Origin of the sequence: Roseateles sp. (genome assembly GCF_036404855.1) — a bacterium.
Taxonomy (GTDB): Bacteria; Pseudomonadota; Gammaproteobacteria; order Burkholderiales; family Burkholderiaceae_C; genus Pelomonas.
This window is the reverse complement of record NZ_DASWYS010000220.1, coordinates 1-26,502: the sequence shown is the minus strand read 5'-3', so window position 1 is coordinate 26,502 and position 26,502 is coordinate 1. Positions and strand designations below refer to the sequence as shown.

Here is a 26,502-nt window from a genome sequence, read left to right as displayed (position 1 = left end):
GTACGGCTGCGTCTACCAGGAGGTCCGCGGTCGCGGGCCCTCCCAGGGCACCTGGTATCCATTCGTCGATGAACGCAATGACGGGCTCGACCTGATCGCCTGGGTCCTGAAGCAGCCCTGGCAGAACGGCAAACTTGCCCTGCACGGTGGTTCCTACCTCGGCGTCGTGCAATGGGCCATGTCTGACGCGCTCCCGCCAGAGGTCAGGACGTTCGTGCCCACGGTGGCACACGGCGATGTCTACCAGCTTGCCTACCGCAATGGCATGTTCAACGAAGGCGTCAGCGGCCGGTGGATGCACAGCCAGGGCCTGTCCATCCTCGGCACGCTGCTGTCGGGCAGCCGCTGGACCTCCCAGGTAGCGGGCCACTTCCCGGCGCAAGGCGTTGATCCCTCGCAGTTCAAGCTGGGGTGGAAGCCTTACAGCGACTACATCAGCCACCCGGACAAGGACGATGCCTACTGGCAGTCGCCGGCCTACGTGGCAATGCGCGAAGCGCACCGCAAGGTGAAGGTGCCCGTGCTGATGATCGGCTATGCCAACGACTTTTTCCTACCGGGCATGCTGCAGACCTATGAGGAGCTGCCGACGCGGGATCGCAGCGTGATGATGATTGGCCCCGGCAACCATGGCGGCCGCCCCGATCCTGAGATTGAGGGTTCTTACCTGCAGGATTACGCCGACACGCTCGCGTGGTTCGACCATCACCTGAAGGATAGCCCGCTGCCTGATCGCTTGAAGCCCGGCGTGAACGTCTTCGTCCACGGCAGCAACAGCTGGCGCCACTTCGCACGCTGGCCCGAGGCCAGCGCGTCCCGTGCACTGCATCTGACCAACCTGGCGGCTTCAAGGCAGTGTGATGGCGGGGCTCTGAGTGGGATCGCACCTGCAGATGAGCCGCCTGTGCACTACGCCTACGACCCCCGCAATCCCGTCCCGAGCCGCGGCGGCGCCTTCCTGCTGCTCAGCGATGCCGTGGAATCACAGGGCAACGATTTGTGCAGCCGATCCGACGTTCTCTCGTTCACCACGGCGCCCTTCAACGAAGCACAGTTGCTGGACGGTGCAATGCGGGTGCGCCTGAGCGTTGCCAGCGATGCGGCAGACACGGCCTTCACCGTGCGGGTGTCGGAGCACTTCGCCGACGGTCGCGTGTACAACATCCGAGACGACATCAGCAGCGTGAGCATGCGCAACGGCACAACGCGACGCGTCGCCTATGCGCCAGGCGAAAAGGTGGAGATGGTCTTCGACCTCACTCCCATCATGTGGCAGCTGAAGGCAGGCTCCAGGCTGCGTCTGGACGTGTCGTCATCCAACGCGCCCGCCTTCTTCCCCCATCCCAACAAGGCGGGCTTGTGGAGCGCGGTGGCGACGCCAGTGGTAGCGCAGCAAACGGTCTTTGGAGGAACGCTGGAATTGCCTCTGAAATAGTTTGGACAGACGTGCCGCTGCTCGGCACGGCTCTTCGCGACAAAGGGCCACCTCCAGGTGGCCCTTCTTTCTTGAAGGCCGTTACTGAGGATCGGCGCAGGTGAAATTTGCGGCGTCGGTCGTAGAACCCGTGCCGTTGTACTTCGCAACCTTTGGCCAAGCGCACAGAGGATGCGTCGTGGTGGTGGTTCCAAACAGCGTGGATGTCGTGACCGTGTTGATCAGCCGTTCCGGCGCCTGGCCTTGTTCTACCCACTTCTCCAGAACCGGCGCGGGGTCAAAGCCGATCGCGCAATGCTCTGCACCGGGCACCATGAACAAGCGCGCATTGTTCGCAATCGACGGGAAGCGGCTGCGCAGCTTGTCGTAGTAGCGAACAGTGTTCTCAGATGGGATCACCGAGTCCGACCAGCCGTGATGCATGAGGAGCTTGCCGCCGCGCTGAATGAAGGCGCCGATGTCCGGATTGCTGGAGTTGACGTTCGGTTCGACGCGCGCGCGGGAGTTGACCACATCGACGTCCAGGTAGAAGCCGGCCGTCGTCCAGGAGGGATCGTTGTAGACCATCCACTTGTAGTACTCCGGCCCGCCGCCCAGCATGTTCAAAAAGTGCGAGATCCCCCAGCTGGTTTCTGTCCCGACCGAGTAGCCGGGAATGAGCAACTCGCCCGTTGTCAGCTTCGGACCTTCGTACAACTTGCGCATGGCTGCCACCTCGGACTTGTTCAGGCACGAGTTGGTATCGAAGATCGTGCACTGCAGCACCACAGGGTCGAACTTGCAGGCCTTGGGGTTCTCGATGACGCCATCTTGAACCCCGTCGTTTTTGTCGCAAGCCTTCATCACGGCGGCCTTGATCGCGGAGAACTTGGTGCCGAGCCAGGGCACCGACTGCCGGATCTGTTCGGTCCAGATGTGCATCGACATCAAGGGGCCCCAATCCATGGCGGGCGCGCCGGCAATCACGCCGTCGTAGTCCGCCGGGTAACGGCTGACCTGCATCATGGCTTCGCGGCCACCACCTGAGCAGCCCTGGAAGTAGGCGCGCTGGACCGGCCGCTGGTAGAAGGCATTCATCAACTGCTTGGCGGTGACGGCAACGAGGTGATTGGCCCGATGCCCCCAGTCGATGATCTTCTCGGGTTGGTTGTAGGCCCATTCGGCAGAGCTGTTGGTCGCATGCCCCACGTCGCTGGTTGCCGATGCATAGCCGTTCTTCGCACTCGCATTCATCAGCGCTGCGCTCTGCCCCAGCCCACCATTCTGGCCGCCCCCGCCATAGCCGAACATCTTGCCGTTCCAGGTCTCGGGCAGCCAGGCTTCGACGTTGATGAGCGAACTCGGTGTCGGCTTGAGCTGCAGCTTCACACGGCAGAAGTTGGTGGAAACGGTGGTCGTTGCATCGCCGCCGAACAGGTTGGCGGTGCCCGCAATGGTGGCCCCCTGGGCGAAGCGCTCTGCAGCAACCACCGTACCGGACTCGACCTGCATGCCGACCAGGGCGGCGCAGTTTGCCGGTCCAGGAATGGTCTGCGCGCCTGCATGCGCGGCCATGCCGCCAAGGGCGATCAGCGCGGCCAGGCGTCCGAGCTTCAGAGGGGGAACCGCACGCGCCGTAGCACGGGCGTTCGAATGAAACGTCATGGTTGTCTCCTGTATGGATTGGGTCTCGGCTGAGCCCTCAGACAGTCGCGTCCTGCATGGGAAGCCGAGTCAACCATTGCAGCAGTCGCTTGTTTGCGAGACTGCATGCGGGACAACATTCAAGGCACGGGCATACCCAAGGCGCGGTCAAACCTTGTCGCCTGTCGGAGGTACACGTGCCGCTTTGGGCGCGCGCCGCAGCGAGCGGCGCCCTTCTTCTCCTTCATAACGTCGCAATTCAGCGATCCTGTGAACGACGATCTTTCCGTAGTGCGTGGACAGCAGCCCCTCGTTCTGCAGCAGGCGCAGGCCGATGCTGATCGTTGACCGAGACAGACCCACCAGCTCCGATATCTCTGCCTGAGACAGTTGCAGCCCGAGCTGTCGGCGGGGGTAGAGAACCGGATCGAAAAGTGCCGCAATGGTGCGGGCAATGCGGGCGAGCGGGTCGCCCATCCTGTCGGTCTCCACCATGCTCAGGGCCTGCGACAGCCGCGCATTGAGCCGCTCCACCAGGATCTTGTTGAAGTCGAGACAGGACTGCTGGAGCCAGCGGAACGTTGATGCGGGCAGGTGCAGGACGCGGGTATCGCGCATGGCCACGATGTCGTACCGTCTCGCCTCTTGTTTGATCATCGAACCTTCGCCAACCCAGCAGCCCTCTGGAATGGCGGAGAAGAAGACCGTGCGCCCCGTGCGGGCAACCGAGCTGACCTTGACGAGGCCATCGACGACACCGATCCAGGAATGCGCAGGCTCGCCACGATGCGCGACGACACAGCCCGAGCGGTACCACGCCTCGGTTATTTCGGCCTCGACGCTCGCGCGTAGTTCCTCTGGAACGGCACGGAGCCAACCGACGTCTTCGAGGACTGCGGATAGAGGGGCATGCAACCGCTTCATCACACTTCCGGGTCTGACTCGTATGGCTCAGGAACACGCGAAGTTCGACGCGTCGGACGCCGAGCCGCGGCCGAGGTAGCGTGAGGTCTGAGGCCAGGGGCAGAGCCTGCGCGTCGCTCCGGGCTTTGCCTTCGAAACGGCGTGTTCCGGTGCCTTGCCATGCTCAACCCAAGCTTCGAGCTCCGGCAGAAGGTCGATGCCTTCCGCGCAGTGCTGCAACCCGGGAACCATGAATAGCCTCACACCGTCGTCGAGCCCGGCGCCGACCTCGCCGCGCAACCTGTCGTGGTACCGAATCGTGCTGTAGGGCGAGATCAGACCGTCAGCCCAGCCGTGATACAGGATCAGCTTGCCGCCGCGCTGCATGAAGGGCGCAATGTTCGGTTCGTCGGCGTTCACGATGGTGCTGGCCGTTGATCGCGCACGCGCATAGTCACGGTCCAGCTCGAAGTCGGACACCCTCCAGGCCGGGTCACCATGGACCAGCCAACGGTAGTACTCCGGGCCGCCCACGCTGTTCATGAAGCCGGCGATAACCCACCCCGCACCTTCGCTGCCCAGCGCCGGTCCGGCGATCAAGTGTTCGCCGTTCTTGAGCCGAGGGCCCTCGTAAAACTTGCGAAGCGCGCTCACCTCGGCGCCGCTAAGGCAGCCTGCCGTGTCGAAGGTCTTGCACTGCATTCGCGCGGGATCAAAGCGGCACTGCATGGGGTTCTCCAGCACGCCGTCGCGGACCCCGTCCAGCGCATCGCAAGCATCCAGAACCCGCTTGCTAAGTGCCGGCAGCTTGGACCGCAAACGCGGCGCAGTGGCCCATAACTGCTCGTTCCAGAGGATCTGCGTCATGATCTGGCTGAAGCTGATGGCCGGCGCGCCGGCAATCACGCCGTCGTAGTCCTTCGGATACCGCGACACCTCGGCCAACGCTTCGCGCCCGCCACCGGAACAGCCCTGGAAATAGGCACGTTGCGCAGGCCGCTTGTAGAAGGCTTGGATGACTTGCTTGGCCGCCTTCGCCAACACGTGGTTGGCACGATGGCCAAAGTCGATCACCTTTTCAGGCTGTTGATGGGCCCAGCGTGCGGTCGCGCTGACGCGGTGCCCCAGGTCGCTGGTGGCCGACGCGTAGCCTCGGCCGGTCGTGGCATTCATAACGGCCTCACCGGGCCCCAACCCGCCTGAGAAGCCGCCCCCACCATGCGTCAGCAACTTGCCGTTCCAGGCCTCAGGCAGCCACAGCTCGGCCCGTATGTCGGAAGCCGATGTGGGCTTGAGACTCAAGCTTGCGCGACAAAATCCCGCCGCGCTTTCCTCACTCAGAAAGCCCCCCAGCTTGCGCCCTTTGGCGACGCGCTCCGCGTGCGTCACGGTGCCCGCATCAGGCCGCAAGCCCACCAACGCACCGCAGTCGTTCCCGGTCCCACTACCTTGCTGCGCGTGAGCCGGAATCAGGCTTGCCCACACCAGCATCACGCCGACCGCGCCTCGCAGTCGAACGCGGCCGGCCGTCAAAGGCGTTGACGGACAGGTCATGGATGAATGCAAAGCCGTCGCGATCATTGCCGGCAGTGTCCCAAGCAGCGGCCTGACACTGCCACCGTGATCCTCTTGATCAGCGCAGCGAGAAAGGCGCCGTTGCCCCCATGCCGTTTCCCTGCGGGTCTTGCGTAGAAACCCGGCGCGTCGCTCGAGGGGAAGGGGCAGGAGGAAGGGCAGCAGGCGTTCATCCCTTGTCGATCAAACCTGGATTAGCCCTCCTGCTGCACCCCATAAGCGGACGCCGTTGAACGAGGCGAGCCGCAGGGGCGGCCCGTCATGGCTGGAACACGGCGTGTTTGATCTTGATGGAAACCCTGGGCCGCCAATCATCGCGACACAGGCGCGACGTATGCGAGGCGCGCACCCCAATTGCGTGAAGCTCCCCTTCCCGGCCGGCAAGGCTCTGCCGATGATTCCCGTCATCAGCAGCCCATTGGAATGCATGTGAAGAAGTTGTCCCCCGTCCTGCCCGCGCTGTCCTTGATCTTCCTGGGCGCATGCGCGCGTTCAGAAGCTCCGAGCGCGTCACTCCCCGCATGCGCAGCACTGTCAGGCGCGAAACTGAGCATGGGCATCGTGTTGGAGGCGAAGTCCGTGAAGGCGGGCGAGGAGTTGTCGCTGGAGGGCGCGAAATCGAACCCTGCCGCGCCCTTCGCGTTCTGCCGCGTCACCGCCAAGCTCGCTTCTGAGCCGGGGTCGGAGATCCATTCGGAGGTCTGGTTGCCCGAGCCCAAATCGTGGAACGGCAAGTTCGTAGGCCTCGGCAACGGCGGCTATGGCGGCGTCATTCCGGCGATGCACATGGTCCCGCCACTGCGAAGCGGATACGCGGTCGCCGCGACCGACATGGGGCACGGCGCGAGCTTCCCGAAGTTGCTTGCCACGACGAACGCCAAATGGGCCCATGAGGACCCGATCAAGCTCAAGGACTGGGCCCATCGCGCGAACCACCTGACCGCAGTGGCGGGCAAGGAACTGCTGGCGCGATACACAGGTCAGCAGCCCAAGCGTTCCTATTTCCACGGCTGCTCCGACGGTGGGCGGGAGGCCCTGATGCAGGCTGGCCGATACCCCGACGACTACGACGGCATCGTTGCAGGGGCACCTGCTGCCGCGTTCACGGACCTCATGTCTCAAGGGGCCTGGAACAACCGCCAGGCCGCGCAGACCAAGCTGCTGGAAGACAAGCTGCGCGCCCTTCACAACGCGGTGTTGGCCAAGTGTGACGCGCTGGACGGCGTCAAGGACGGGCTGATCGAGAACCCCGCAGCATGCACCTTTGATCCGGCACCGCTGCAATGCAAGGACGACGACGGCAAGCAGTGCCTCTCCAAGACGGAGGTTGACGCGGTCCGTGCGATCTACCAGGGGCCCAGGCTGCGCGATGGAACGCAGTTCTCCCGCGGCTTCAGCCCCGGCAGCGAGTACGTCGAAGGCTGGAGCCTGTGGATCACCGGCCCTGCCCTGCCTTTGGTCGGCACCGTCAAGAGCATGACCGGCGGCGGCATGATCTCCACGGACTTCTTCCGCTGGATGGTGTTCGGCGACTCTTCCTGGAAGTCGGAGAAGCTGGACCTGGACGCCGACCTGGCGCGTGCGCGCCAGAAGCTGTCAGCCCTCATCAACTCCAACGAGCTGGACATGAGCGCCTTCTTCAAGCGCGACAACAAGCTGCTGCTCTACCACGGCTGGGCCGACGCTGCACTGCCTGCGATGAACACCATCGACTACTACGACAAGCTGCGCGGCCGACATGGCGAGGCCGCCTCCCTGCGCTCGCGTCTTTTCATGGCACCAGGCATGGGGCACTGCGGCGGCGGGCCAGGCCCGAACGTCTTCGATCCCGTTGCAGCGCTGGACCAATGGATGGAGAGCGGCGTTGCCCCGGAGCGCATCGTCGCGTCTAAGTACGACAACGACCAGGCTCCACCACTGGGGCTGCCGGCCAAGCTGCAGCGCAGCCGGCCTCTGTGCCCCTGGCCCAAGCTTGCACGCTGGGATGGCAAAGGCTCCATCGACATCGCCGACAGCTTCAGCTGCGAGGCGCCGGCTGCTCCTTGAGCACCCGTACTCGTCGCGCCAGCACGCTCCAGATTTCCGACCTCCCGTCTCGACTTCATGCAACTGCGCCATTGCCACAACTTCCAGGACTTCAGAGAACTGGCACGCCGTCGTCTTCCCGGCCCCATCTTCAACTACATCGACGGTGCGGCCGACGACGAGACCACGTACCGCCGCAACACGGCGGCGTTCGAGAGCTGCGACCTCGTCCCCGATGTGCTGCGAGGCGTCAGCGAAGTGGACACCTCAGTCACGGTAATGGGCCAGAAGCTCGCTCTGCCGTTCTACTGCTCACCGACGGCCTTGCAGCGCCTGTTCCATCATCAGGGCGAACGCGCCGTCGCCGCAGCCGCTGCGGGGCATGGCACGATGTTCGGCGTGTCGTCGCTCGGCACGGTGAGCCTGGAGGAGCTGCGCCGCCTGCACGCGACGCCTCAGATCTACCAGTTCTACTTTCACAAGGATCGTGGGCTGAATCGCGACATGCTCCAGCGGGCAAAGGCTGCCGGCGTCAATGTGATGATGCTGACCGTGGACAGCATCACGGGCGGCAACCGCGAGCGCGACCTGCGCACGGGTTTCTCCATTCCCTTCAGGTTGACGCTGGCCGGCATGCTTCAGTTCGCACTCAAACCAGCCTGGGGGTTGAACTACGTGACGCATGAGCGCTTCAAGCTGCCGCAGCTGGATGCCCACGTCGATATGGGTCGCGGAACCATGTCCATCGGCCGCTACTTCTCCGAGATGCTGGATCCGGCCATGAACTGGGGTGACGTCGAGGAAATGGTGAGGCTGTGGGACGGCCCCTTCTGCCTGAAGGGTGTCATGTCGGTTGGCGACGCGCGTCGGGCAGCAGACATCGGCTGCAACGGCATCGTGCTTTCCAACCATGGCGGCCGACAGCTCGACGGATCGCGCTCGGCATTCGATCAACTGTCCGAAGTCGTCGACGCGGTCGGCGACCGCATCGACGTGATGATGGACGGCGGCGTCCAGCGAGGCAGCCACGTGCTCAAGGCGCTGTCGCTAGGCGCCAAGGCAGTGGGCATCGGTCGCGGCTACCTGTACCCGCTCGCCGCTGCTGGTCAGGCCGGCGTTGAACGCGCGCTCGGCCTGCTGCGCGACGAAGTCGTTCGCGGCATGAAGCTGATGGGCTGCAAGTCGGTGGCGGAACTATCGCGGGAAAACCTGAGATTCAGAGTGTGAGCCCTCGCGGCTCAAGTCTCTGCGACCTGGGCCTGCTGCAGTGCCGGTCCGATCTGGCTCATCAGGTTCGCTCCCGGCTGCTGCACCATGGACACAACCGCCATCTCCTGCGCTGGGTCGCACCAGGTGACCGTGCCATAGGCGCCGCCCCAGCCAAAGCTGCCCGCTGCGCGTCCCATGCCTTTCGCAGGATCTTCCACCACCGCCACGCCCAGGCCAAATCCATGGCCACCTGTCCAGTCAGGATAGACCTCGGCAAAGCGTGATCCCACCTGGTTGCTGGACAACAGCCTCACGCCCTCCGGGCTCAGGACGCGGCGACCATTCAGCGAACCTTGGTTCAGCAGCATCAGCTCGTAGTGCAGGAAGTCCCGCGCCGTGCTGAACAGGTTGCCCGCGCCAGAGACGTGGGAGTACGGACCGTCGCCGAACATAGAAGGAATAGCCTGCCATGCATCACCCGCGCAGGTGTGCAGCGGAACGATGCGTTCGCGCTTGTCGTCCGGAACATTGAAATGGGTGTCGCGCATGCCCAGTGGCTGGAAGATGCGCTCGGCCAGCACCACTTCTGCAGGCTGACCCCCAGCGACCTCGACGACGCGAAGCAGCGTGTCGAAGCCATCCGTCGCCGAATAGGCCCAGCGGCTGCCTGGTTCGAAATCCAGCGCCAGTGCACCGAGGCGCTCAACATAGCTTGCCAGCGTGTCGTCGCTGCGGCGCTCCACCTTGTTCACCAACGCGGCCACCGACGTCAGGCCAGCCATGCTGCTGGAGGACAGGCCGCCGGTGTGCGTGAGCAGGTCCTTGATCGTCAGTTCACGCTTCGCGGCGACGAGCTGGACCCTGTCCGGGTCTGTTGTGCCGGGCGGCGCGATGGCCACACGCTGCGCCTTGAAGCTCGGGATGAAGCGGCTGACCGGGTCGTCAATGTCGAGCCGGCCTTCGTCCTGCATCACCAACACAGCGACTGCGGTCACCGACTTGGTAGAAGACATCATGCGGAACAGGCCATCCACAGGCAGTGGATGCAGCGAGAGCGGATCGCGCCACCCCTGCGCCTCGTGGAAGACCAGTTGATTCCTTCTCGCCACTGCCGTGACGGTGCCAAGGATCCGGCCTTCGTCGATCTGCGCCTGCAGTCTCGCCCGCAGGGCATCCAGCCCGGCTTGGGACAATCCCGCGTCGGCTGCGGCCCGGAGCTGCCAGAGGAATGAGTTCGATGAGAACTTGCCACTGCCTTGCGCCTCCTCGGCGCTCAAGCGCTCGGACATCAGCTCCTCCAAGTCTTTCGCCGGGCGGGGACTAGTAGGTAGCCCGGCCAGCGGACAGGTCGAACACCGCACCGGTCGCGCAGGAGTTCTCCTGCGACAGCAACCAGCAGGTCATGGACACCACCTCATCGACCTCGACGAAGCGCCCACGCGGGATCTTGGCCAGCATGTAGTCGATCTGGGACTGCGGCATCTGGTCGAAAAGCTTGGTGCGGGCGGCCGCAGGCGTGATGGCATTGACCGCGATGTCCAGCGTCGCGGTTTCCTTGCCCAGGCTCTTCGTCAGCGCGAGCACGCCCGCTTTCGCGGCACCATAGGCCGAGGCATTGGGGTTGCCTTCCTTGGCCGCAATGGAAGCCACGTTGACGATGCGCCCGTAGCCTGCGGCGATCATCACCTTGACCACAGCCTGGTTCACGTGGAAGGTGCTCACCAGGTTGGTCTGGATCACGCGCTCCCAGTCGGCGACCGGATAGTCGGCAAGCGGCATGGTGGGACCTGTGATGCCTGCGCTGTGCACCAGGCCATCGATTCGGCCGCGCCTGGTCATCACTTCCTTCACGGCGGCATGCACAGCACCGTTGTCGGTCAGGTCGATGGCACACACGCCGACGCGGGCACCGCCGGCCAGTTCCTGGTTGGCCGCTTCCAGAGCCTCGGCATTGATGTCCCAGAGCTCCACCTGCGCGCCGCTTTCAAGCAGCCTGGCGGCGATCGCCTTGCCGAAGCCGCCAGCACCGCCGGTGACGACGACCACACGGTCCTTGAAGTCATAACTGTTCATGTCCGCTCCTTCAGGCCGCGACAGTCAGCTGCGTCTGTTCGCCCAGCCCCTGGATGCCCAGCCGCATGCGCTGGCCTGCACGCAGAAATACCGGCGTGGGCTTGATGCCCATGCCCACGCCAGGCGGCGTGCCGGTGGAGATCACGTCACCCGGCTGCAGGCTCATGAACTGGCTGAGGTAGGCGATCAACTGCGGCACCTTGAAGATCATGTGACGCGTGCTGCCGTTCTGGTAGCGGTGACCATCGACCTCCAGCCACATGTCCAGCGCGTGCGGGTCCACCACTTCGTCGGCCGTGACCAGCCACGGGCCGATGGGACCGAAGGTGTCGCAGCCCTTGCCCTTGTCCCAGCTGCCGCCGCGCTCCAACTGGTAGCTGCGCTCGGAGACGTCGTTGATGACGCAGTAGCCAGCCACATGCTTCAGCGCGTCGGCCTCGCTGATGTAGGAGCCGCCCTTGCCGATGACGACACCCAGCTCGACCTCCCAGTCAGTCTTCTGCGAGCCACGCGGGATCTTCACGTCGTCGTTGGGTCCGACGACCGAGGACAGCCACTTGCTGAACACAATGGGTTCCGCCGGAATGGGCATGCCTGACTCGGCTGCATGGTCAGAGTAGTTCAGGCCAATGCAGATGAACTTGCCGATCTTGCCGACACAGGGGCCGATGCGACGCTCCGCCGGCAATACAGGCAGTGAGGACACGTCCAGCGCACGCAGTGCCTGCAGTCCTTCGGGGAGCAGGGTGTCACCGGCGATGTCCGGGACGACGCCGGACAGGTCACGGAGGATGCCGTTGCTGTCCAGTAGCGCGGGGCGTTCCTGACCCGGCGCGCCAATGCGCATGAGTTTCATGGTTCAAATCTCCTTGGGAATTTCGGGGTGGCAGGCCGACCGCATCGGCCGGCGTTCAATGTGAGTGGTCGGGCACGTCGGCGCCACGGCAGCCAACCAGGAAGTCGAAGTCACAGCCCTCGTCGGCCTGAAGCACATGCTTCAGGTACAGGCCCTTGTAGCCACTGGAAGGAACCGGCAAGCGGCTCGAATTCCGCTGCGTTTCGAGTTCCGACAATCGACGCTGCAACTCCTCGTCGGAGATGTCCAGATGCAGGCGACCACCCATCGCGTCGATCTCGATCCAGTCGCCATCACGCACTGCGGCCAAGGGTCCGCCAGCGCGTGCCTCGGGGGTCACGTGCAGCACCACCGTCCCGTAGGCGGTACCGCTCATGCGCGCGTCACTGATGCGCACCATGTCGGTCACTCCCTGGGCCAACAGCTTGGACGGCAAGCCCATGTTGCCGACCTCGGCCATGCCGGGATAGCCCAGCGGGCCGCAGTTCTTCAACACCAGCACGGACTGCGCGTCCACGTCCAGGTCGGGCTCGTCGATGCGTGCCTTGTAGTGCGCGAAGTTCTCGAACACCACGGCGCGACCACGATGCTTGAGCAGGCCAGGCGTCGCGGCAGACGGCTTGAGAACGGCGCCCCGCGGCGCGAGATTGCCCCGCAGCACGCACAGCCCGCCATCCGCAGCCACGGGCTGTTCCGTCGAACGGATCACCTGTTCATCGTGGATGGGCGCATCCTTGACGTTGTTCCATAGCGTCTGACCGTTGGCCGTGAGGATGTCGGGGAACGGCAGCAACTCTGCCTCTCCCAGGCGTCTCAGCACGGCGGGAAGGCCACCTGCGTAGAAGAAGTCCTCCATCAGGAACTTCCCCGAAGGCATCAGGTTGAGCAGCGTGGGCACGCCACGGCCCCAGCGCGTCCAGTCATCGAGATCCAGCTGCACACCGATGCGGCCTGCGATGGCTTTCAGGTGAATGACGGCGTTCGTACTGCCGCCGATGGCGGCAATGGCGCGGATAGCGTTGCAGAAGGCGGCCCGGGTCAGCAGCCGCGACAAGCGGAAGTCGTCCCACACCATCTGCACGATGCGCATGCCGCTCATATGGGCCAGCACGCTGCGGCGCGAATCGACTGCAGGGATCGCCGCGTTGTGCGGGAGCGTCACGCCCAGCGCCTCGGCCATGCAGGCCATCGTGCTGGCCGTTCCCATGGTGTTGCAGTGGCCGGCCGAGCGGGTCATGTCCTCCTCAGCCGCCATGAAGTCATGGACCGTGATAGACCCGGCCTTTAGCTGCTCGGAAAGCTGCCACACGCCGGTGCCCGACCCCACTTGCCCGCCTTTGTGGCGCCCATTGAGCATCGGTCCACCGGACACCACGAGCGAAGGTAGATCGCAGCTCGCCGCGCCCATCAGCAGCGCCGGCGTCGTCTTGTCGCAGCCAGTCAGCAGGATCACGCCATCGACGGGATTGCCGCGTATCGCCTCCTCCACGTCCATGCTGGCCAGGTTGCGCGTCAGCATGGCCGTGGGGCGCAGGTTGGACTCACCGTTGCTGAAGACCGGGAACTCCAGGGGGAAGCCGCCGGCCTCGATCACGCCTCGCTTCACGTGTTCGGCGAGTTGACGGAAATGCGCATTGCACGGTGTCAGCTCGCTGAACGTGTTGCATATGCCGATGATGGGCTTGCCTTCGAACTGGTGCGATGCAATGCCCTGACCGCGCATCCAGCCGCGGTGGATGAAGCTGTTCTTGTCCGTGCCGCCGTACCAGTGAGACGAGCGGAGCTTGCGCTTGCCTTGACTCACGCTTGTGTCCCCTCGTCCTGCCGCTGGCGCTCCGCCTTGAGGATGTCGCGCAGTTCCCGGGCAGCGTCCGGCTGAGGCTTCACGAGGGCCTCGTCGGGCAGCATGCCCGTGCGGGCGATGGCGCCCAGGTAGTAGGCGCTCTCCTTGGGCGTGCGCTTCATCGTCGCCCGATCAACCGCGATGATGCCGAAGCGCATGTGGTAGCCGAAGTACCACTCGAAGTTGTCGAAGCCTGACCAGTAGAAGTAGCCCAGCACCTTGATGCCATCCGCAACGCACTGGTGCACACCAGCCAGCGCACGACCGATGAACTCGACGCGATCCTTGTCGTCGGCCACCGGGGCGCCGTTCTCGCTGATGAGGATGGGCTTGTCGACTTCGCTGGCGATGGTGCGCAGGACTTCCGCCAGCGCCTCTGGTGCGAACTCGAACTTCATCAGCGTCGTCGGAGAGCCCGCCGGCACGTGGTACTTGCCCTCCACGTCATAGATGGTGCGCGTGTAGGTCTGCGTCGAGACGAAATCGTCGTCGGCAATGAGCGGAAGCCATTGGCGGAACTTGCGCTGCCAGGCGTCCAGCGCGTATTTCTCCGCGCCAGGACGAACCTGGGCCTGTTGCAAGGACAACGAGAAGCCCACCTTGATGTGCGGCGCCAGGCGGCGGATGACGGCCCGCGCAGCGCGATGCGCCGACTTCACCGTCTCGACGCCCTTGGGGTCCATGGCACCGATGAAGCTGCAGTACTGCGATTCCTCAACGCCGCAGCGCTCCGCCGCCACGCGGCGCCAAGCGTTGTTGGAGAGCTTTTCGATGGCGACCTTGTCGCCCTTGGCGATGAGCTGCTGCACATAGTCGTGCAGCACGGCCGCGATGTTGCACTCGTTCATCGTCACGACGTAGCGCACCCGATGCCCCAGCTTGGCTATCACCTTCTCGACATAGCGCGCGAACAGCTGCGGCGTCTCGTCGCCACGCCAGCCGCCGTAACGCATCAGCCACTGCGGCGACGTGAAGTGGTGCAGCGTGATGACGGGCTCCATGCCATGGCGGATGCACTCGTCACAGACATCGAGGTAGTGGTTCAGCGCCTCGTCGCTCCATTCGTCCGGGCCCGGCTCGATGCGGGCCCACTCGATGGAGAAGCGATAGCACTTCAGCCCCAGAGACGCGAGCAGTTCGATGTCGGCCTTGTAGAGGTTCCACTGGTCGAGCGCGATACCGGAAGGCTCGACGAACGGCGAGCCCGGGATCTGCTCCTCCAGCCACAGATCTGCGTTCGTGTTGTTGCCCTCCACCTGATGGGCGGACGTGGCAACACCCCAGAGGAAGTCGGAAGGAAAGGTTCGTTGCATGTGTCGATCAGAAGGAAGTTCGGGATGGCCGCTGCCGTCTCATCGCGCGAGTGAAAGGCGGCCTCAGGGTTGATGGAAATTTTCCGAAGCTGCCTATCGACGGCGTAGGGTGCTTGCACGTGCGGTCGGCAGCGCAGCCGACTGCTGCAGCGAGGCTCGCCTATTCGGGTTTCACTCGGTACACCGGGACGCAGCCGGCACGCGGGCGCGCGCAACCGAGCCTTCCACCGCCCTCAACGGCGCATTTGCCAGTTCGTGCGGCGCAAGCGGCGCTTTCCCAGCGACGCATTAGTCAAACTTATCCCGCTCTTCAGGCAAAGCCGCACGCACTTTTCGAAGGGTCATCACAAAAGGACGAGGCCAGCAAAGCCCGGCCTCACCGGACGCTTTGCTGGCCTCTGACTCCGTATCTGTGACTTCAGTTCGCGCGTCGCACAGGCAGGATCAGCACCGCCGCCAAGGCCACCAAGACCGAGCCGACGATCCACACCAGTTGGTAGGACCCCGTCAGCGCGACGACCTGGCCGGCCACGATGGGGCCCAGCGTCATGCCCAAGGTCGTGGACACGTTCGTCATGCCGAGATCGCGTCCAGCAGCACCGTCCTTGTCAGGAAGCACTTCGATCATCAGCGCGGTGTCGATCGCGTAGTAGAGCCCCATCGAAATCCCGGCGATGGCGTGCTGGATGAACAGGGCCGGCAGCGCCGGCCAGAATGCGGGAACCAGGAAGGACGACGCCATGCCGAACGAACCGATGATGACGAAGACCTTGCGCTTCTTCCACTTGTCGGACAGCTTGCCGGCAATGCCCATCGCGATCAGCGTGGCGGGCAGGGAGACCGCGCCCATCAGCGGCCCCATCTTGGCGGCTTCCGCAGCAGTCAGCGTCGGCTGAATGTAGCTTTGGAGCATGTAGACGCTGAAGGTGCCCGTCAGTTGCCAGCCCAGCATGAAGATCGCCCGCGCGGTCCACACCAGCGCAAAGTCGCGATCCTTCAGCGACACGAACAGTGACGGAAACATGGCCCAGGGAGACACCTTGGGCGCGTGATGATTGACGGAGGAACGGTCAGGTGCGATGAAGATGAAGGCAAAGGTCATCACCACCAGAGTGACTGCCAAGGGCAGTGCAGCATCCACCCCCATCCGTGCGTACAGCTGCCCAGTGACCAAGGCTCCCACCAGCGCGCCCAACATGAGGCCCAGCCCGTTCAGCGTCGAGATGACGGCGAGCTTTTCCTGGGGCACACGGTCAGCCACCGTCGTGTTCAACGGCCCCTGCGCCAAGCTGATCGCGATCTGGACCATCGCGAACATGGCGATGAGCATGCCTACCGTTTCGGAGTAGCGCAGCAGCACGATCATGGCCGCGCCCAGCACACCGCCAGCAGCAATCCAGGGCGCGCGCCGCCCCCAGCCCGAGCGGGTGCGGTCCGAAAGTGCGCCGACGATGGGCTGAACCAGCATCGTCAGTGCGAACACGATGGTCATCCCTAGCGAAAGAGCCTTGGCCCGCGCCGCCTCGTACTCGTTCAGGATGCCTATGAGGCGGGATTGATCCGCCGTGGGTACCGTCGTGCCAGCAGCGACCGCTGCCTTCAGGTCCGACAACTGCTTGAGATCGATACCGGCGTCGGCGCCGACGAAGAACTGCGCGAATTCGAGCTTCTGGATCTGCAGCGGGAAGATGATGGAAGACACCCCGCCAAGGGCCGCCACCACCGCCAGCACGGCCAGAGGCATCGCAATCTTGTAGCGGCGGAAGGCCGAGCCAGGGGTGTACTTGTCGGAGCGATCCGGCGCCGCTGCGCCGGGCTCCATCTGGGTTTGGGCGACTGTCATGAATACTCCAGTTGTCTCTGTATCTGGTTCCGGCCGTCACGCCGGTTGTGCCCCGCAGGGAATGATTGCATCAAAACCACCCAAATGGACGTTTTCCGGGTGGGGACATACCCGCGTGCCAAAAGCAACGGGTAATCCGCCGCGCGTTTCTCACTCGAACTCGTCCAGGCTCCACTCGGGCCGCCACTCGATGAATGGCCGATCACCGTCGAACCGCAGCGGTAGCCACACATGGCCGGAGACAGACGTGTTCATCGTTGCGAACAACCGCCGCGCTAGCTGCTGCTCTTCGTCGTTTAGCTCCTGCTTGGGGCTGGCGAACGCCTTCTCGAAGATGCGCCACACCTGCGCGAACAGTGCGCCGCTTTCGAACTCTGGCCCTGACAGATCCAGCCAGCGGTCTGCGATGGCGATGTAGAGGTCCCGCTTGCCGGGGTGCTTGAAGACTGCGCTGATCTGGGAGTTGAAGGACGTCCGCGTTGTATCCGTGGGATGCAGGTCGCCCAGTTCCGTCCAGGGGCCGTGAAAGTCGTCAGCGACCGCAGCCTCCGAGGGATTAGGGAAATAGTGCGTGGTCCCGGATGTCAGCAGGTAGTGCTTGCCATTGCGGCTGAAGTACGCGGGGGCCTCGCGGACCGACGGCACGCCCGGACGCGGGAAGTGCGTCGAGAACTCGCCGTTGAAGTCGGTGAAGTCCTCGGTCAACTCGGCCCAGATCATGTCCGAATGCACGCGCTCGAACACCATGTAGCCCTTGCGCGTTGCCGGGTCCACGACGACGTCGAAGTCACCTGCGCTCATGCCTAGCGGCAACTGATCCGCACGCAGCAACTGGTACGGGCCAAGAAGCGAGTCAGCCACCAGCACCGCGCGCGTCTGGGCCGACTGGCCCATGACCTTGATCCAACAAACGTACTTGCCGGTTCGCGCGTTGAAGACGATGTGCGGGCGATCCATCATCCGCGCCGGATGCAGCGGCGACGCGCGATCCTCCGGCTCCGGCGGAATGATGAGGCCACGATCCTCCCAGTGGTAGAGATCCCGGGACGAGTAGCACTTCACGCCCCAGTGCCAGATCTCATCCTGCCCGGTCGTGCGCTCCTTGTTCTCGCCGTACCAGAAAAACTCGTCACCGACTTGGATGACCGAACCTCCGTGGATCGCGATCGGCTTGCCGGTCGTGTCCAACCATGTTTTTCCTGGGCGAAACATCTGTCTTCTGTCCGGTGATAGTTAGCACGACCGCGTCCATCGCGACAGCTGCCATCGATTGGACCCCAGCAGGCCTGAGATGAACACCGACCGCTCCTACTGACACCCATTCGTTTGGCTAATGCTCAGGCCGCGCTGGCGACTGCAGCGGCGGAACGGCGCAGGCGTGGAGATAGGCAGATGGGTAAGTCCCGGTGCAGCCTCTCGCGTAACCCGGCCACCGACTGCGAATCGATGCCGCCAAGCCGGGTGGATGCCAGCTCACCCAACGCGGTGCAAACGCCTAAGCTTCTCGCGGTCAGCGACGATGACGCCAGCGGCGTTGTCCGCCAACTTGTTCGCATCGCCGCCTTGCAGCACGAGTTGTGTCGGCTCGATGTTGGGCGTCGATCGACGACGAGAACACGCTGCGGCCATTGATTGCACGAGAACTGGAAGTTGCGTCGCGGGAAGCCTACACAGTTGATCAGGAAGCGGTGACCGCTGATGGCAAGGAGACCGACATTCGTCTTCGGTCCGTTTCGGGGTACCAAGCGACCATTGAACTGAAGATCGGCGAGAAGGATAGATCCGCGCGCGTGCTATGCGACACCATCGACGACCAGTTGGTAAAGAAGTACATGGCCCATCGAGACGCGCGGACGGGCTGTCTTATGGTCTCGGTAGCTGACCCGGACAGGTATGGCCCTGCCAATACTCGTAGCACATGTGCTTCAGCAGCAAGACGGCGTCATGCCGCCGATCACGTACCGCCGCCTCGCTGAACTCCTTGGCCGGCGGAACAGGCACGGCGATCCTTGGGCGAGAGGTCTGGGCTTCGTATTGGGTCGGGTGACCGAGCTGATTGACGGCATTCGCAGCCGCTTGACTGAGCCACCGCCGTTTCTTACGAGCATCGTCGTACTGTCGAGCGGCCCAAATGCCGGCTTACCCGACAAAGGGGTGAGTGGGGTTTGGCCTGGGTACGACACGATGTCCCGGGACGAGAAGCGAGCAAAGCTCGCTGCCGAGTTTCAGCGCATCCTCGCCTACGGTAGCCGATGGAACGAGGTGTTGCGCCTCGCGGGCCTGCCAGTGATCGAGCCACCAATCAGCTCGAATGGAAAGCCCGTTCCAGGTGGTTGGGGCGGAGGGGAGTCAGAAGCCCACTTGGCGCTGAAGCACTACGTGCGGGATCACCCCGAGTTGGTTGGTGCGCGAGCTGACTGGGATGCCAGGGTCGAGTACGCCCTGCGCTCGGCAGACGAGTTGGATGTGATGTTTATCTCGGATCGGACCTGGATCGGAGTAGAAGTGAAGTCCAGAGTCTCCGATGGGAACACCGCCGACTATGAGCGAGGCATATACCAGGTCGTAAAGTACCGCGCCGTCCTTGAGGCCCAGGCTCGCATCGATTCTCCAGGTGCCTTGCCCGAGATCCATGTCGTGCTGGTTCTAGAGCGAGAACTCCCAACAACGTACCGCGCGTTGGCTGCCCAGCTTGGGGTGACCGTCATTGAACGCGTGATCCCGAGCTCTGCCTGATTGGATTCCGCGCCGTTCAATTGATCGACTATCGTTCACGTTGACTGCAGTCCGTTCGCCGACATGGGCTCGTCCATCACGGCAACGCTGTGATGGACGATGCCAAATCATTGCGAACGACTCAGGCAAAGGCTGACAGTCTTTGTTTTCCGCTGACAGTCTTTGTTTATACGATCAGAGTCAAGTCACGCCGGGCAGTTCACTCTACGGTGACCGATTTAGCCAGGTTGCGCGGCTTGTCGACGTCCGTGCCCCGCGCGCAGGCCGTGTGATACGCCAGCAACTGCAGCGGCACGACGTGCAGGATCGGTGACAGCGCGCCGTAGTGCTCAGGCATGCGGATGACGTGCAGACCGGCCTCGCTCTCGATGGCCGTGTCGCCGTCGGCGAACACGTAGAGCTGTCCACCGCGTGCGCGGACTTCCTGCATGTTGCTCTTGAGCTTCTCCAGCAGCGCATCGTTGGGCGCCACGGTCACCACCGGCATCTCGGCCGTGACGAGCGCCAGCGGGCCATGCTTCAACTCGCCGGCCGGGTAGGCCTCGGCGTGGATGTAGCTGATCTCCTTGAGCTTCAGTGCGCCCTCCAGCGCGATCGGGTAGTGCAGGCCACGCCCCAGGAAGAGCGCGTTTTCCTTGCGCGCAAATTCTTCGCTCCACGCGATGACCTGGGGCTCCAGCGCCAGCACGGCCTGTACCGCCACGGGCAGGTGGCGCAGCGCCTTGAGGTGCGCAGCCTCCTCGGCCTCGCTGAGCTGGTCGCGCGTCTGAGCCAGGGCCAGGGTCAGCAGGAAGAGGCCGACGAGCTGGGTCGTGAAGGCCTTGGTGGAGGCCACCCCGATCTCGGCGCCAGCGCGGGTGATGTAGGCCAGTTCGCACTCGCGCACCATGGCACTGGTCGCCACGTTGCAGATGGTCAGCGTGTGCTTCATGCCCAGCGAGCGGGCATGTTTGAGCGCGGCGATGGTGTCGGCCGTCTCGCCGCTCTGGCTGATGGTGACGACCAGCGTCTTCGGGTCGGGCACGCTGTCGCGGTAGCGGTACTCGCTGGCGATCTCGACCGAGGTCGGGATCTTGGCGATGCTCTCCAGCCAATACTTGGCCGTGGAGCCCGAGTAGTAGCTGGTGCCGCAGGCCAGGATGAGAACGTTGTCGATCTCCTTGAAGACGCGGTAAGCGCCGTCGCCGAAGAGCTCGGGCGAGATGCCGGTCACCGCATCCAGCGTGTTGGCGATCGCCACCGGCTGCTCGAAAATCTCCTTTTGCATGTAGTGGCGGTAGGGGCCCAGCTCGGCGGCGCCACTGTGGGCGTGCACGGTCTTGACCTCGCGCTGCACGGCGCCATAGCGGCCGGTGGTCGTGTCCTGGCGGCTGATCCAGTAACGGCCCAGTTGCAGGTCGACGACGTCGCCCTCCTCCAGGTAGACGATCTGGTCCGTCACGCCGGCCAGCGCCATGGCGTCGGAGGCGACAAAATTCTCTTGCTCACCCACGCCCAGCACCAGCGGCGAGCCTTCGCGCGCGGCGACGACGCGATGCGGCTCGTCGCGGCAGAACACCGCCACCGCATAGGCGCCCTTCAGGCGCGGCAGCGCCTGCTGCACAGCGTCCAGCAGGTCGCCGTCGTAGAGGTGGTCGATGAGGTGGGCGATGACCTCGGTGTCGGTCTGGCTGGCGAACGGGTAACCGCGCGCCTTCAATTCGGCGCGCAACTCGTCATGGTTCTCGATGATGCCGTTGTGCACCAGCGCGATGCGGCCGATGCTGTCCGTGCCAGCGTTCGGGCCGGCGGAGAAATGGGGATGGGCGTTGTGCACCGCAGGCGCGCCATGCGTGGCCCAGCGGGTGTGGGCAATGCCGGTACCCGCGGAGATACCGTCCTGGTCCGCCTGGGCCTGCAGCTCGGCCACGCGCGAAGTGCTGCGGGCGCGTCGCAGGCCACCGTCCTGGTGCACGGCGACGCCGCAGGAGTCATAGCCACGGTACTCGAGGCGCTTCAGGCCCTCGACGAGGATGGGAACGATGTTGCGCTGACTGACCGCGCCGACGATGCCGCACATGGATGCTCTCCGTTGAGGGGTGGCGCATCCTAGGCAAGCCGGCATGGCATATGCGTGCAAATTTCATGCTCTGATGATGGAAAATTTCCCCCATCATTCAAATTGAAATTTGCTCTCACTTTCGCGCCATGAATGACGAATTCGACGCCATCGATCTGCGGCTGCTGGATGCGCTGCAGGTGGACGCCTCGCTGAGCAACCAGGATCTCGCCGCGCGAGTGGCGGTGTCGCCGGCCACCTGCCTGAGGCGGGTCAAACGCCTCATAGAGGCCGGCATCATCGAGCGCCGCGTGGCCATCCTGTCGGCGGACAAACTCGGCGCCGGCCTCTCCGCGCTACTGGAAATCACGCTGGACCGTCAGGGCGCCGAGCACCTGGACGCCTTCGAGGCTCGCGCCGTGCAGGAGGCGGCGGTGCAGCAATGCTGGCGCGTCTCGCCGGGCCCGGACTTCGTCCTCGTCGTGCAGGTGGCCGACATGCCGGCCTATCACGCCCTCACCCAGCGCCTGCTGACCCAGGAGGCCAACGTGCGCAACATCAAGGCCTTCTTCAGCGTGAAGCGGGCCAAGTTCGACACGCGGCTGAGCCTGCCCGACGCCCGCTGACACCGCACGGACCGCGGACACCCAACGAAAAAGCGGCCCGAAGGCCGCTTTCGTCGCTGGGATTCCCCGGCCTTATGCGCGGCGGCGACGTGCGATGCCGGCGACGAGGCCCAGGCCGATCAGCATCAGCGCGTAGCTCTCGGGCTCGGGCACCGGCACGGTGGGGTTGGTCACCGAGTTGATCCAGGCCACCTGGTCGAACACGGCGGTCGAGCCGGACAGGTCGCCGTAGCTGCTGGAGTTGTTGCGCCGCGTGTCGCAACCGGTCAGACCGACGAAATCGCAGGCACCGGTCCCGTCGTTCTGATTGCCCTGCCAGCCCCAGGAGTGGACGGCGCTCAGCAGCCACTGGCCCGAAGCCGCATCCCAGACGAAGTCGCCACCACCCGAGTCGCCACCGGCGATCAAGGCCTCGTTGGCCCCCAGGCCGGTGTTACTCGTCCAGGCGTTGCCCGTCACACCGGCAATGCGGCCCAGCGTATTGTTGGCCGCCGTGCCACTGTCGAAGTCCGACATGTAGGTCGTGCCGGTGTAGTAGCTGGCGTCATAACCCCAACCGGCCACCACGCTATCCATCGCCTGGTTGAAGGTCTTGCTGGTCACGTCGAAGGTGTTGTAGCCGTAGTGGCCGTAGTTGCCGTCGTTCCAGTTCGGCGAACCGGTGGACGTGGCCGTGCCCGAGGTGCCGTAGCCGGCCATCAGGTAGTTCTTGCCCACGTCGTTGGTCGTGCTGAGCTGATAGCCCTGGATGGTGGTGACCGGCGCACTGAGCTTCAGGATGGCTAGGTCGGTGCCCGCGTCGGCGGAGTTGTCAAAGCCCTGCCACTTGGGATGCAGCGTGACGTCGCTCTGCGTGACGGTGCGGGTGACGGCGGCGACGCCGTTGTAGAAGCCGAACATCACCGTCATCGTGCCGACGAAATCGTCGCCGCAGTGACCGGCCGTCAGCACATAGGCGCCGCCCGCCAGCAGCGAGCCCGAGCAGGCGTAGGTGCTGCCGTCGGAGGCCTTGAACTCGAGCAGGGCCATGCCATCCAGTGCCGCCACGCCATTGAACAGCTGGCCCGGTGCAAAGCGCCAGTTGGAGGGGGCGCTGGTATTGCCGGTCGTCGGCGTCAGCGCGCCCAGATCGGTGTCGACGACATTGGAGCTGGCAGCCATCGCGGCGGGCGCCGCGAGCAGTGCAGCGGACAGAGCGCTGATGGTGAGGATGGACTTCATCGGTGACCCGTGCGTTGGAGTTGGACTTCGCGCAGCCTCCCTCGGCCGCGAGGGGGCGATGCTGTCATCGATGCGGGCGAGACACCGGGCCCTGACCCCCTACTTCAGGGGGATCGCTTCCCCTGGCTGGCAAGCCTCGCGCTTCCGCGCTAGACGAGCGTTAGCGTCGCAGGATGCCCAGGCCTTTCAGGTAGTCCCCCTCGGGGAAGCGCACCGTCTGCGGATGGTCGGCCGCGGCGGACAGGCGCTCGACGATGTAGCCGTCCACACTCGCATCCAGACCCGCGCCGGCGACGATCTTGTGAAAGAGATCGGGCGAGATGCCGCCGGAGCAGGAGAAGGTGTAGAGCAGGCCGCCGTCATTCAGCAGCATGAAGGCCAGGCGGTTGATGTCCTTGTAGGCGCGCGCGGCCCGCTCGGCGTGGGCAGCCGTGGGCGCGAACTTGGGCGGATCCAGGACGATGGCGTCGAAGCGCCGGCCTTCGGCCAGGCAGCGGCGCAGCGTCGCGTTCACGTCGGCATCCCAGGCCTGGTGGCGGCTGGCGTCGAAGCCATTCAGTGCGACATGGGCCACGGCGCGCTCCAGCGCCGGGCCGGAGGAGTCCACGCTGATGACCTCGGCCGCGCCACCCGCCAGTGCCGCCACCGAAAATCCTCCCGTGTAGCTGAAGCAGTTCAGCACGCTGCGGCAGCCGAACTGCCTGACCGCATCGGCAAAGCGGCGGCGGCTGTCGCGCTGGTCGAGGTAGTAGCCGGTCTTGTGGCCCTCGGCCACGTCCAGCGTCAGGCGCCAGTCGTGCTCTCGGATGGTGATCGCGGTCCCGCCATCGCCGCGCAGCCAGCCTGTCTGCACCGGCAGGCCCTCCCACTCGCGGGCTTGGGCGTCGGAGCGCTCGTACAGCCGCGTGAGGCCGGTCGCGGCCAGCAGCGCGTCGGCGATCACTCCCTTCCAGCGCTCGACGCCGGCGCTGGTGAATTGTGCGACCAGCGTGTCGACATAGCGGTCCACGATGAGGCCGGGCAGGCCGTCGGCCTCGCCGTGGATGAGGCGCACCGCGTCCGACGCGATCTCGAGCCGCGCCCGCATCGCGAGGGCCTGGTCGATGCGGCGCCGGAAGAACGCCGCGTCGACGCGCTCCGCCTCGTCGAAGGTCCAGGCGCGCAGGCGGATCTGCGACTGCGGGCTGAAGGCCGCCCAGCACAGGAAGGTCCCATCGGCCGCCTCCACGCGAACCGTCTCGCCCGAGTCGGCGCCACCGCGCGCGACGGAGCTCTCGAACACCCAGGGATGACGCTTGACGAGGGAGCGTTCCTTACCCGGCCGGATGGTGACCTTCTTCATCGCCGGGCCGCCCGCAGAGGATGCGCGCGGCCGCGGGGAACCGGGGCCGCAGGCCGTGCGGGGGTGAGGTCTAGGGAGAGGGAGCCGTATTTCATCGCTGCAAGGTCCCGTAGGCGTAGCTGAGCGCGAGGTGGACGAGGGGCGTGGACTGGTCGCTGCCGCGCATGGTGCGAAACTGGCCGACGCCAGCGCGCAACCGCAGCCGCTCGCCGACGGGCAGTTGCGCCCACAGCTCGGCCTGGGTCACGGCCCCGCCGCCGACCTTCACGCCGCCACCGCCGGCAGCGCCCACCAGCCATTCCGCGCCGACGCGCATGTCGCCCCACAGCGGACGGCTCTGCACGCCCAGGCCGAAGAGGCCGAAGGAGTAGGCGCCCGCGCTGCCCGCGGCCGCGCTGCCGGCCTGGGCCGCGCCGTAGAGCCAGGGCGAGAACTCACGCGACAGGTTCACGGCCAGGTGGCTGACGGCTTCGCGGCGCCCGTCCTTGAAGCGCACGCGTGGCAGGTGCATGACGCTGGCACCCACCTGTTGCACGCGCACGGTGCCGCCGCCGTCGTCGTCCACCGTCCAGCTCGGCCGCTGGTCCAGCGGCATGCTCAGGGCGAGGCGGAGGAACTTGGCGCTGTAGGCACCGCTGGGCGCGTGGGTGAGGCCGGCGTCAAGGCGCAGGCTCGGCCCCCAGGGTGTGATCCAGCGCAGCGTCGGTCCGGCGCGCAGCAGCCAGCCGTTGCCGGTGTCCACGTTGCCGCCGCCCCCCAGGCCGAGGCCCAGTTGCCCGCCCGCGCGCAGACGCGGCGACCCCAGCGCCCAGTCCTGGCCGATCTGGCCCAGCACTTCCATGTAGCCGTCGACGCCGCCCTTGGCGGCGCCGGCAGCCTCGAAGCCCCACCAGCTGCCCTCGGCGATGTACTGGCGCAGGTCCGCGCCGGCCTTGCCGACCCTGCCCGCATAAGGGGTGTCGCCGCGGGTGCGGCTGGAGGCGCGCGGGCTCTCGAACCCACCGACCAGCGAGATCTCGTCGAAGCTCAGGCCGGTGCGCCGCGTCGCGCGGCCCGGCTGGCCGGCGTCGGCCGGCGAAAAGCTCGCGAAGTCCATCGCCCGACCCAGCGTGAACGCCAGGCCCACGCCGCTCTTCACGTTCCCGCTCGGGAAGCGGATCTGCGAGATGCCAATGCCGGAGTACCAGGCGCCGGCCTCGGTACGCAGCGACAGCTCGGGCCTGAGCATGAGTCCGCCGCCGAAACGCATCTGCTCGCTCGACAACCCGCCGCCGGCACCGACGTACAGGCTGGCCGCCAGATGCGTGTTCTTCGACAGCCGCCAGCGCCGCTGGCCCGTGAAGCCGACGGTGAAGATCCCGCCGTAGTTGCCCTTGGCCGCGCCGTAGAAGCCGGGGCCGAAGCCCCAGTCGTCGTCCAGCGCCATCAAGTAGCTGACCGACGCGAAGGCCGTGCGGCCGCCGTCGGGCATCTTCATGCTGGTCCAGTTGGCCTCGACCGCAGCCGGACGCACGGTCTGGATGCGAACGAAGGGGGCGTCGTCGGGCGTGGCCCAGGCCGCCGTCGGCAGCAAGGCCGCCAGCGCGGCAAGTCGGAATCTCATTTTTTGGCGCGCGGGTGAGCGGCGTCGTAGATGCGAGCCAGGTGCTGGTGGTCCAGCTGGGTGTAGACCTGGGTCGTGGTGATGTGGGCATGGCCCAGCAGCTCCTGCACCGCACGCAGGTCGCCGCTGGATTGCAGCAGGTGGGAGGCAAAGCTGTGGCGCAGCATGTGGGGGTGCACGTGAGCCGACATGCCGGCCTGCAGGGCTCGCGTGGACAGCATCGCCCGCAGCACGGAGC

General features: G+C 65.1%; 20 protein-coding genes. 5 read left to right on the top strand and 15 right to left on the bottom strand.

Features of this window, described 5'->3' with window-relative positions:
• The coding region (locus tag VGF12_RS14705) for a CocE/NonD family hydrolase (protein ID WP_331176789.1) at nt 1–1,435 on the top strand (1,435 nt) is incomplete at its 5' end.
• An 81-nt stretch (nt 1,436–1,516) separates the two neighbouring features.
• Here the strand turns inward: VGF12_RS14705 and VGF12_RS14700 are convergent.
• The 3 genes from VGF12_RS14700 to VGF12_RS14690 form a co-directional block, all read right to left on the bottom strand.
• Entirely contained in the window at nt 1,517–3,079 is a 1,563-nt protein-coding gene (locus VGF12_RS14700; protein ID WP_331176788.1) for a tannase/feruloyl esterase family alpha/beta hydrolase, read from the bottom strand.
• A gap of 147 nt (nt 3,080–3,226) precedes the next feature.
• Nucleotides 3,227–3,982, bottom strand: coding sequence for a Crp/Fnr family transcriptional regulator (locus VGF12_RS14695; protein ID WP_331176787.1), 756 nt, complete (start codon nt 3,980–3,982; stop codon nt 3,227–3,229).
• 27 nt (nt 3,983–4,009) lie between these two features.
• Nucleotides 4,010–5,542, bottom strand: coding sequence for a tannase/feruloyl esterase family alpha/beta hydrolase (locus tag VGF12_RS14690; protein ID WP_331176786.1), 1,533 nt, complete (start codon nt 5,540–5,542; stop codon nt 4,010–4,012).
• Nucleotides 5,543–6,088: 546 nt separating this feature from the next.
• Here VGF12_RS14690 and VGF12_RS14685 point away from each other — a divergent pair.
• Nucleotides 6,089–7,582, top strand: coding sequence for a tannase/feruloyl esterase family alpha/beta hydrolase (locus VGF12_RS14685; RefSeq protein WP_331176785.1), 1,494 nt, complete (start codon nt 6,089–6,091; stop codon nt 7,580–7,582).
• A 57-nt stretch (nt 7,583–7,639) separates the two neighbouring features.
• Nucleotides 7,640–8,788, top strand: a complete 1,149-nt coding sequence (locus VGF12_RS14680; protein ID WP_331176784.1) for an alpha-hydroxy acid oxidase — start codon at nt 7,640–7,642, stop codon at nt 8,786–8,788.
• An 11-nt stretch (nt 8,789–8,799) separates the two neighbouring features.
• Here the strand turns inward: VGF12_RS14680 and VGF12_RS14675 are convergent, their stop codons facing one another.
• The 7 genes from VGF12_RS14675 to VGF12_RS14645 all read right to left on the bottom strand — a co-directional run bounded on the left by VGF12_RS14675 (nt 8,800) and on the right by VGF12_RS14645 (nt 17,886).
• Complete coding sequence (locus VGF12_RS14675; protein WP_331176783.1) at nt 8,800–10,059, bottom strand: serine hydrolase domain-containing protein; 1,260 nt, start codon at nt 10,057–10,059, stop codon at nt 8,800–8,802.
• 31 nt (nt 10,060–10,090) lie between these two features.
• A complete protein-coding gene (locus tag VGF12_RS14670; RefSeq protein WP_331176782.1) occupies nt 10,091–10,843 on the bottom strand; it encodes an SDR family NAD(P)-dependent oxidoreductase in 753 nt (250 codons plus the stop codon).
• A gap of 10 nt (nt 10,844–10,853) precedes the next feature.
• The gene (locus VGF12_RS14665) at nt 10,854–11,699 is read right to left on the bottom strand and encodes a fumarylacetoacetate hydrolase family protein (protein WP_331176781.1); all 846 of its coding nucleotides are present in this window, start codon (nt 11,697–11,699) and stop codon (nt 10,854–10,856) included.
• 55 nt (nt 11,700–11,754) lie between these two features.
• Nucleotides 11,755–13,503 carry an IlvD/Edd family dehydratase gene (locus VGF12_RS14660; RefSeq protein ID WP_331176780.1) on the bottom strand — a complete coding sequence of 583 codons (1,749 nt, stop codon included), beginning with the start codon at nt 13,501–13,503 and terminating at the stop codon, nt 11,755–11,757.
• Nucleotides 13,500–14,855 carry a glycoside hydrolase family 1 protein gene (locus tag VGF12_RS14655; RefSeq protein ID WP_331176779.1) on the bottom strand — a complete coding sequence of 452 codons (1,356 nt, stop codon included), beginning with the start codon at nt 14,853–14,855 and terminating at the stop codon, nt 13,500–13,502. The genes VGF12_RS14660 and VGF12_RS14655 overlap by 4 nt, the downstream gene beginning before the upstream one ends.
• 418 nt (nt 14,856–15,273) lie before the next feature.
• On the bottom strand, nt 15,274–16,698 hold the full coding sequence (locus tag VGF12_RS14650; RefSeq protein WP_331176778.1) for an MFS transporter: 1,425 nt from the start codon (nt 16,696–16,698) through the stop codon (nt 15,274–15,276).
• Between the two features lie 150 nt (nt 16,699–16,848).
• Nucleotides 16,849–17,886, bottom strand: a complete 1,038-nt coding sequence (locus VGF12_RS14645) for a family 43 glycosylhydrolase (protein WP_331176777.1) — start codon at nt 17,884–17,886, stop codon at nt 16,849–16,851.
• Nucleotides 17,887–18,642: 756 nt separating this feature from the next.
• Between VGF12_RS14645 and VGF12_RS14640 the strand changes: the two genes are divergently transcribed.
• On the top strand, nt 18,643–19,434 hold the full coding sequence (locus VGF12_RS14640) for a hypothetical protein (protein WP_331176776.1): 792 nt from the start codon (nt 18,643–18,645) through the stop codon (nt 19,432–19,434).
• A gap of 199 nt (nt 19,435–19,633) precedes the next feature.
• On the opposite strand, the gene glmS is transcribed toward VGF12_RS14640, so the two are convergent.
• On the bottom strand, nt 19,634–21,493 hold the full coding sequence (glmS, locus tag VGF12_RS14635; RefSeq protein ID WP_331176775.1) for a glutamine--fructose-6-phosphate transaminase (isomerizing): 1,860 nt from the start codon (nt 21,491–21,493) through the stop codon (nt 19,634–19,636).
• Between the two features lie 128 nt (nt 21,494–21,621).
• Here glmS and VGF12_RS14630 point away from each other — a divergent pair, with 128 nt between their 5' ends.
• The gene (locus tag VGF12_RS14630) at nt 21,622–22,098 is read left to right on the top strand and encodes an Lrp/AsnC family transcriptional regulator (RefSeq protein WP_331176774.1); all 477 of its coding nucleotides are present in this window, start codon (nt 21,622–21,624) and stop codon (nt 22,096–22,098) included.
• Nucleotides 22,099–22,170: 72 nt separating this feature from the next.
• On the opposite strand, the gene VGF12_RS14625 is transcribed toward VGF12_RS14630, so the two are convergent.
• From VGF12_RS14625 to VGF12_RS14610, 4 genes are all read right to left on the bottom strand, one after another.
• Complete coding sequence (locus tag VGF12_RS14625; RefSeq protein ID WP_331176773.1) at nt 22,171–23,319, bottom strand: trypsin-like serine protease; 1,149 nt, start codon at nt 23,317–23,319, stop codon at nt 22,171–22,173.
• 160 nt (nt 23,320–23,479) lie between these two features.
• Nucleotides 23,480–24,661 (bottom strand): class I SAM-dependent rRNA methyltransferase, encoded by a 1,182-nt coding sequence (locus VGF12_RS14620; RefSeq protein WP_331176772.1) that lies wholly within the window; start codon nt 24,659–24,661, stop codon nt 23,480–23,482.
• Nucleotides 24,662–24,752: 91 nt separating this feature from the next.
• Entirely contained in the window at nt 24,753–26,264 is a 1,512-nt protein-coding gene (locus VGF12_RS14615; protein ID WP_331176771.1) for a hypothetical protein, read from the bottom strand.
• Nucleotides 26,261–26,502 (bottom strand): tyrosine-type recombinase/integrase (locus VGF12_RS14610; RefSeq protein WP_331176770.1); only part of this gene is annotated, 242 nt, incomplete at its 5' end. The genes VGF12_RS14610 and VGF12_RS14615, both read right to left, overlap by 4 nt.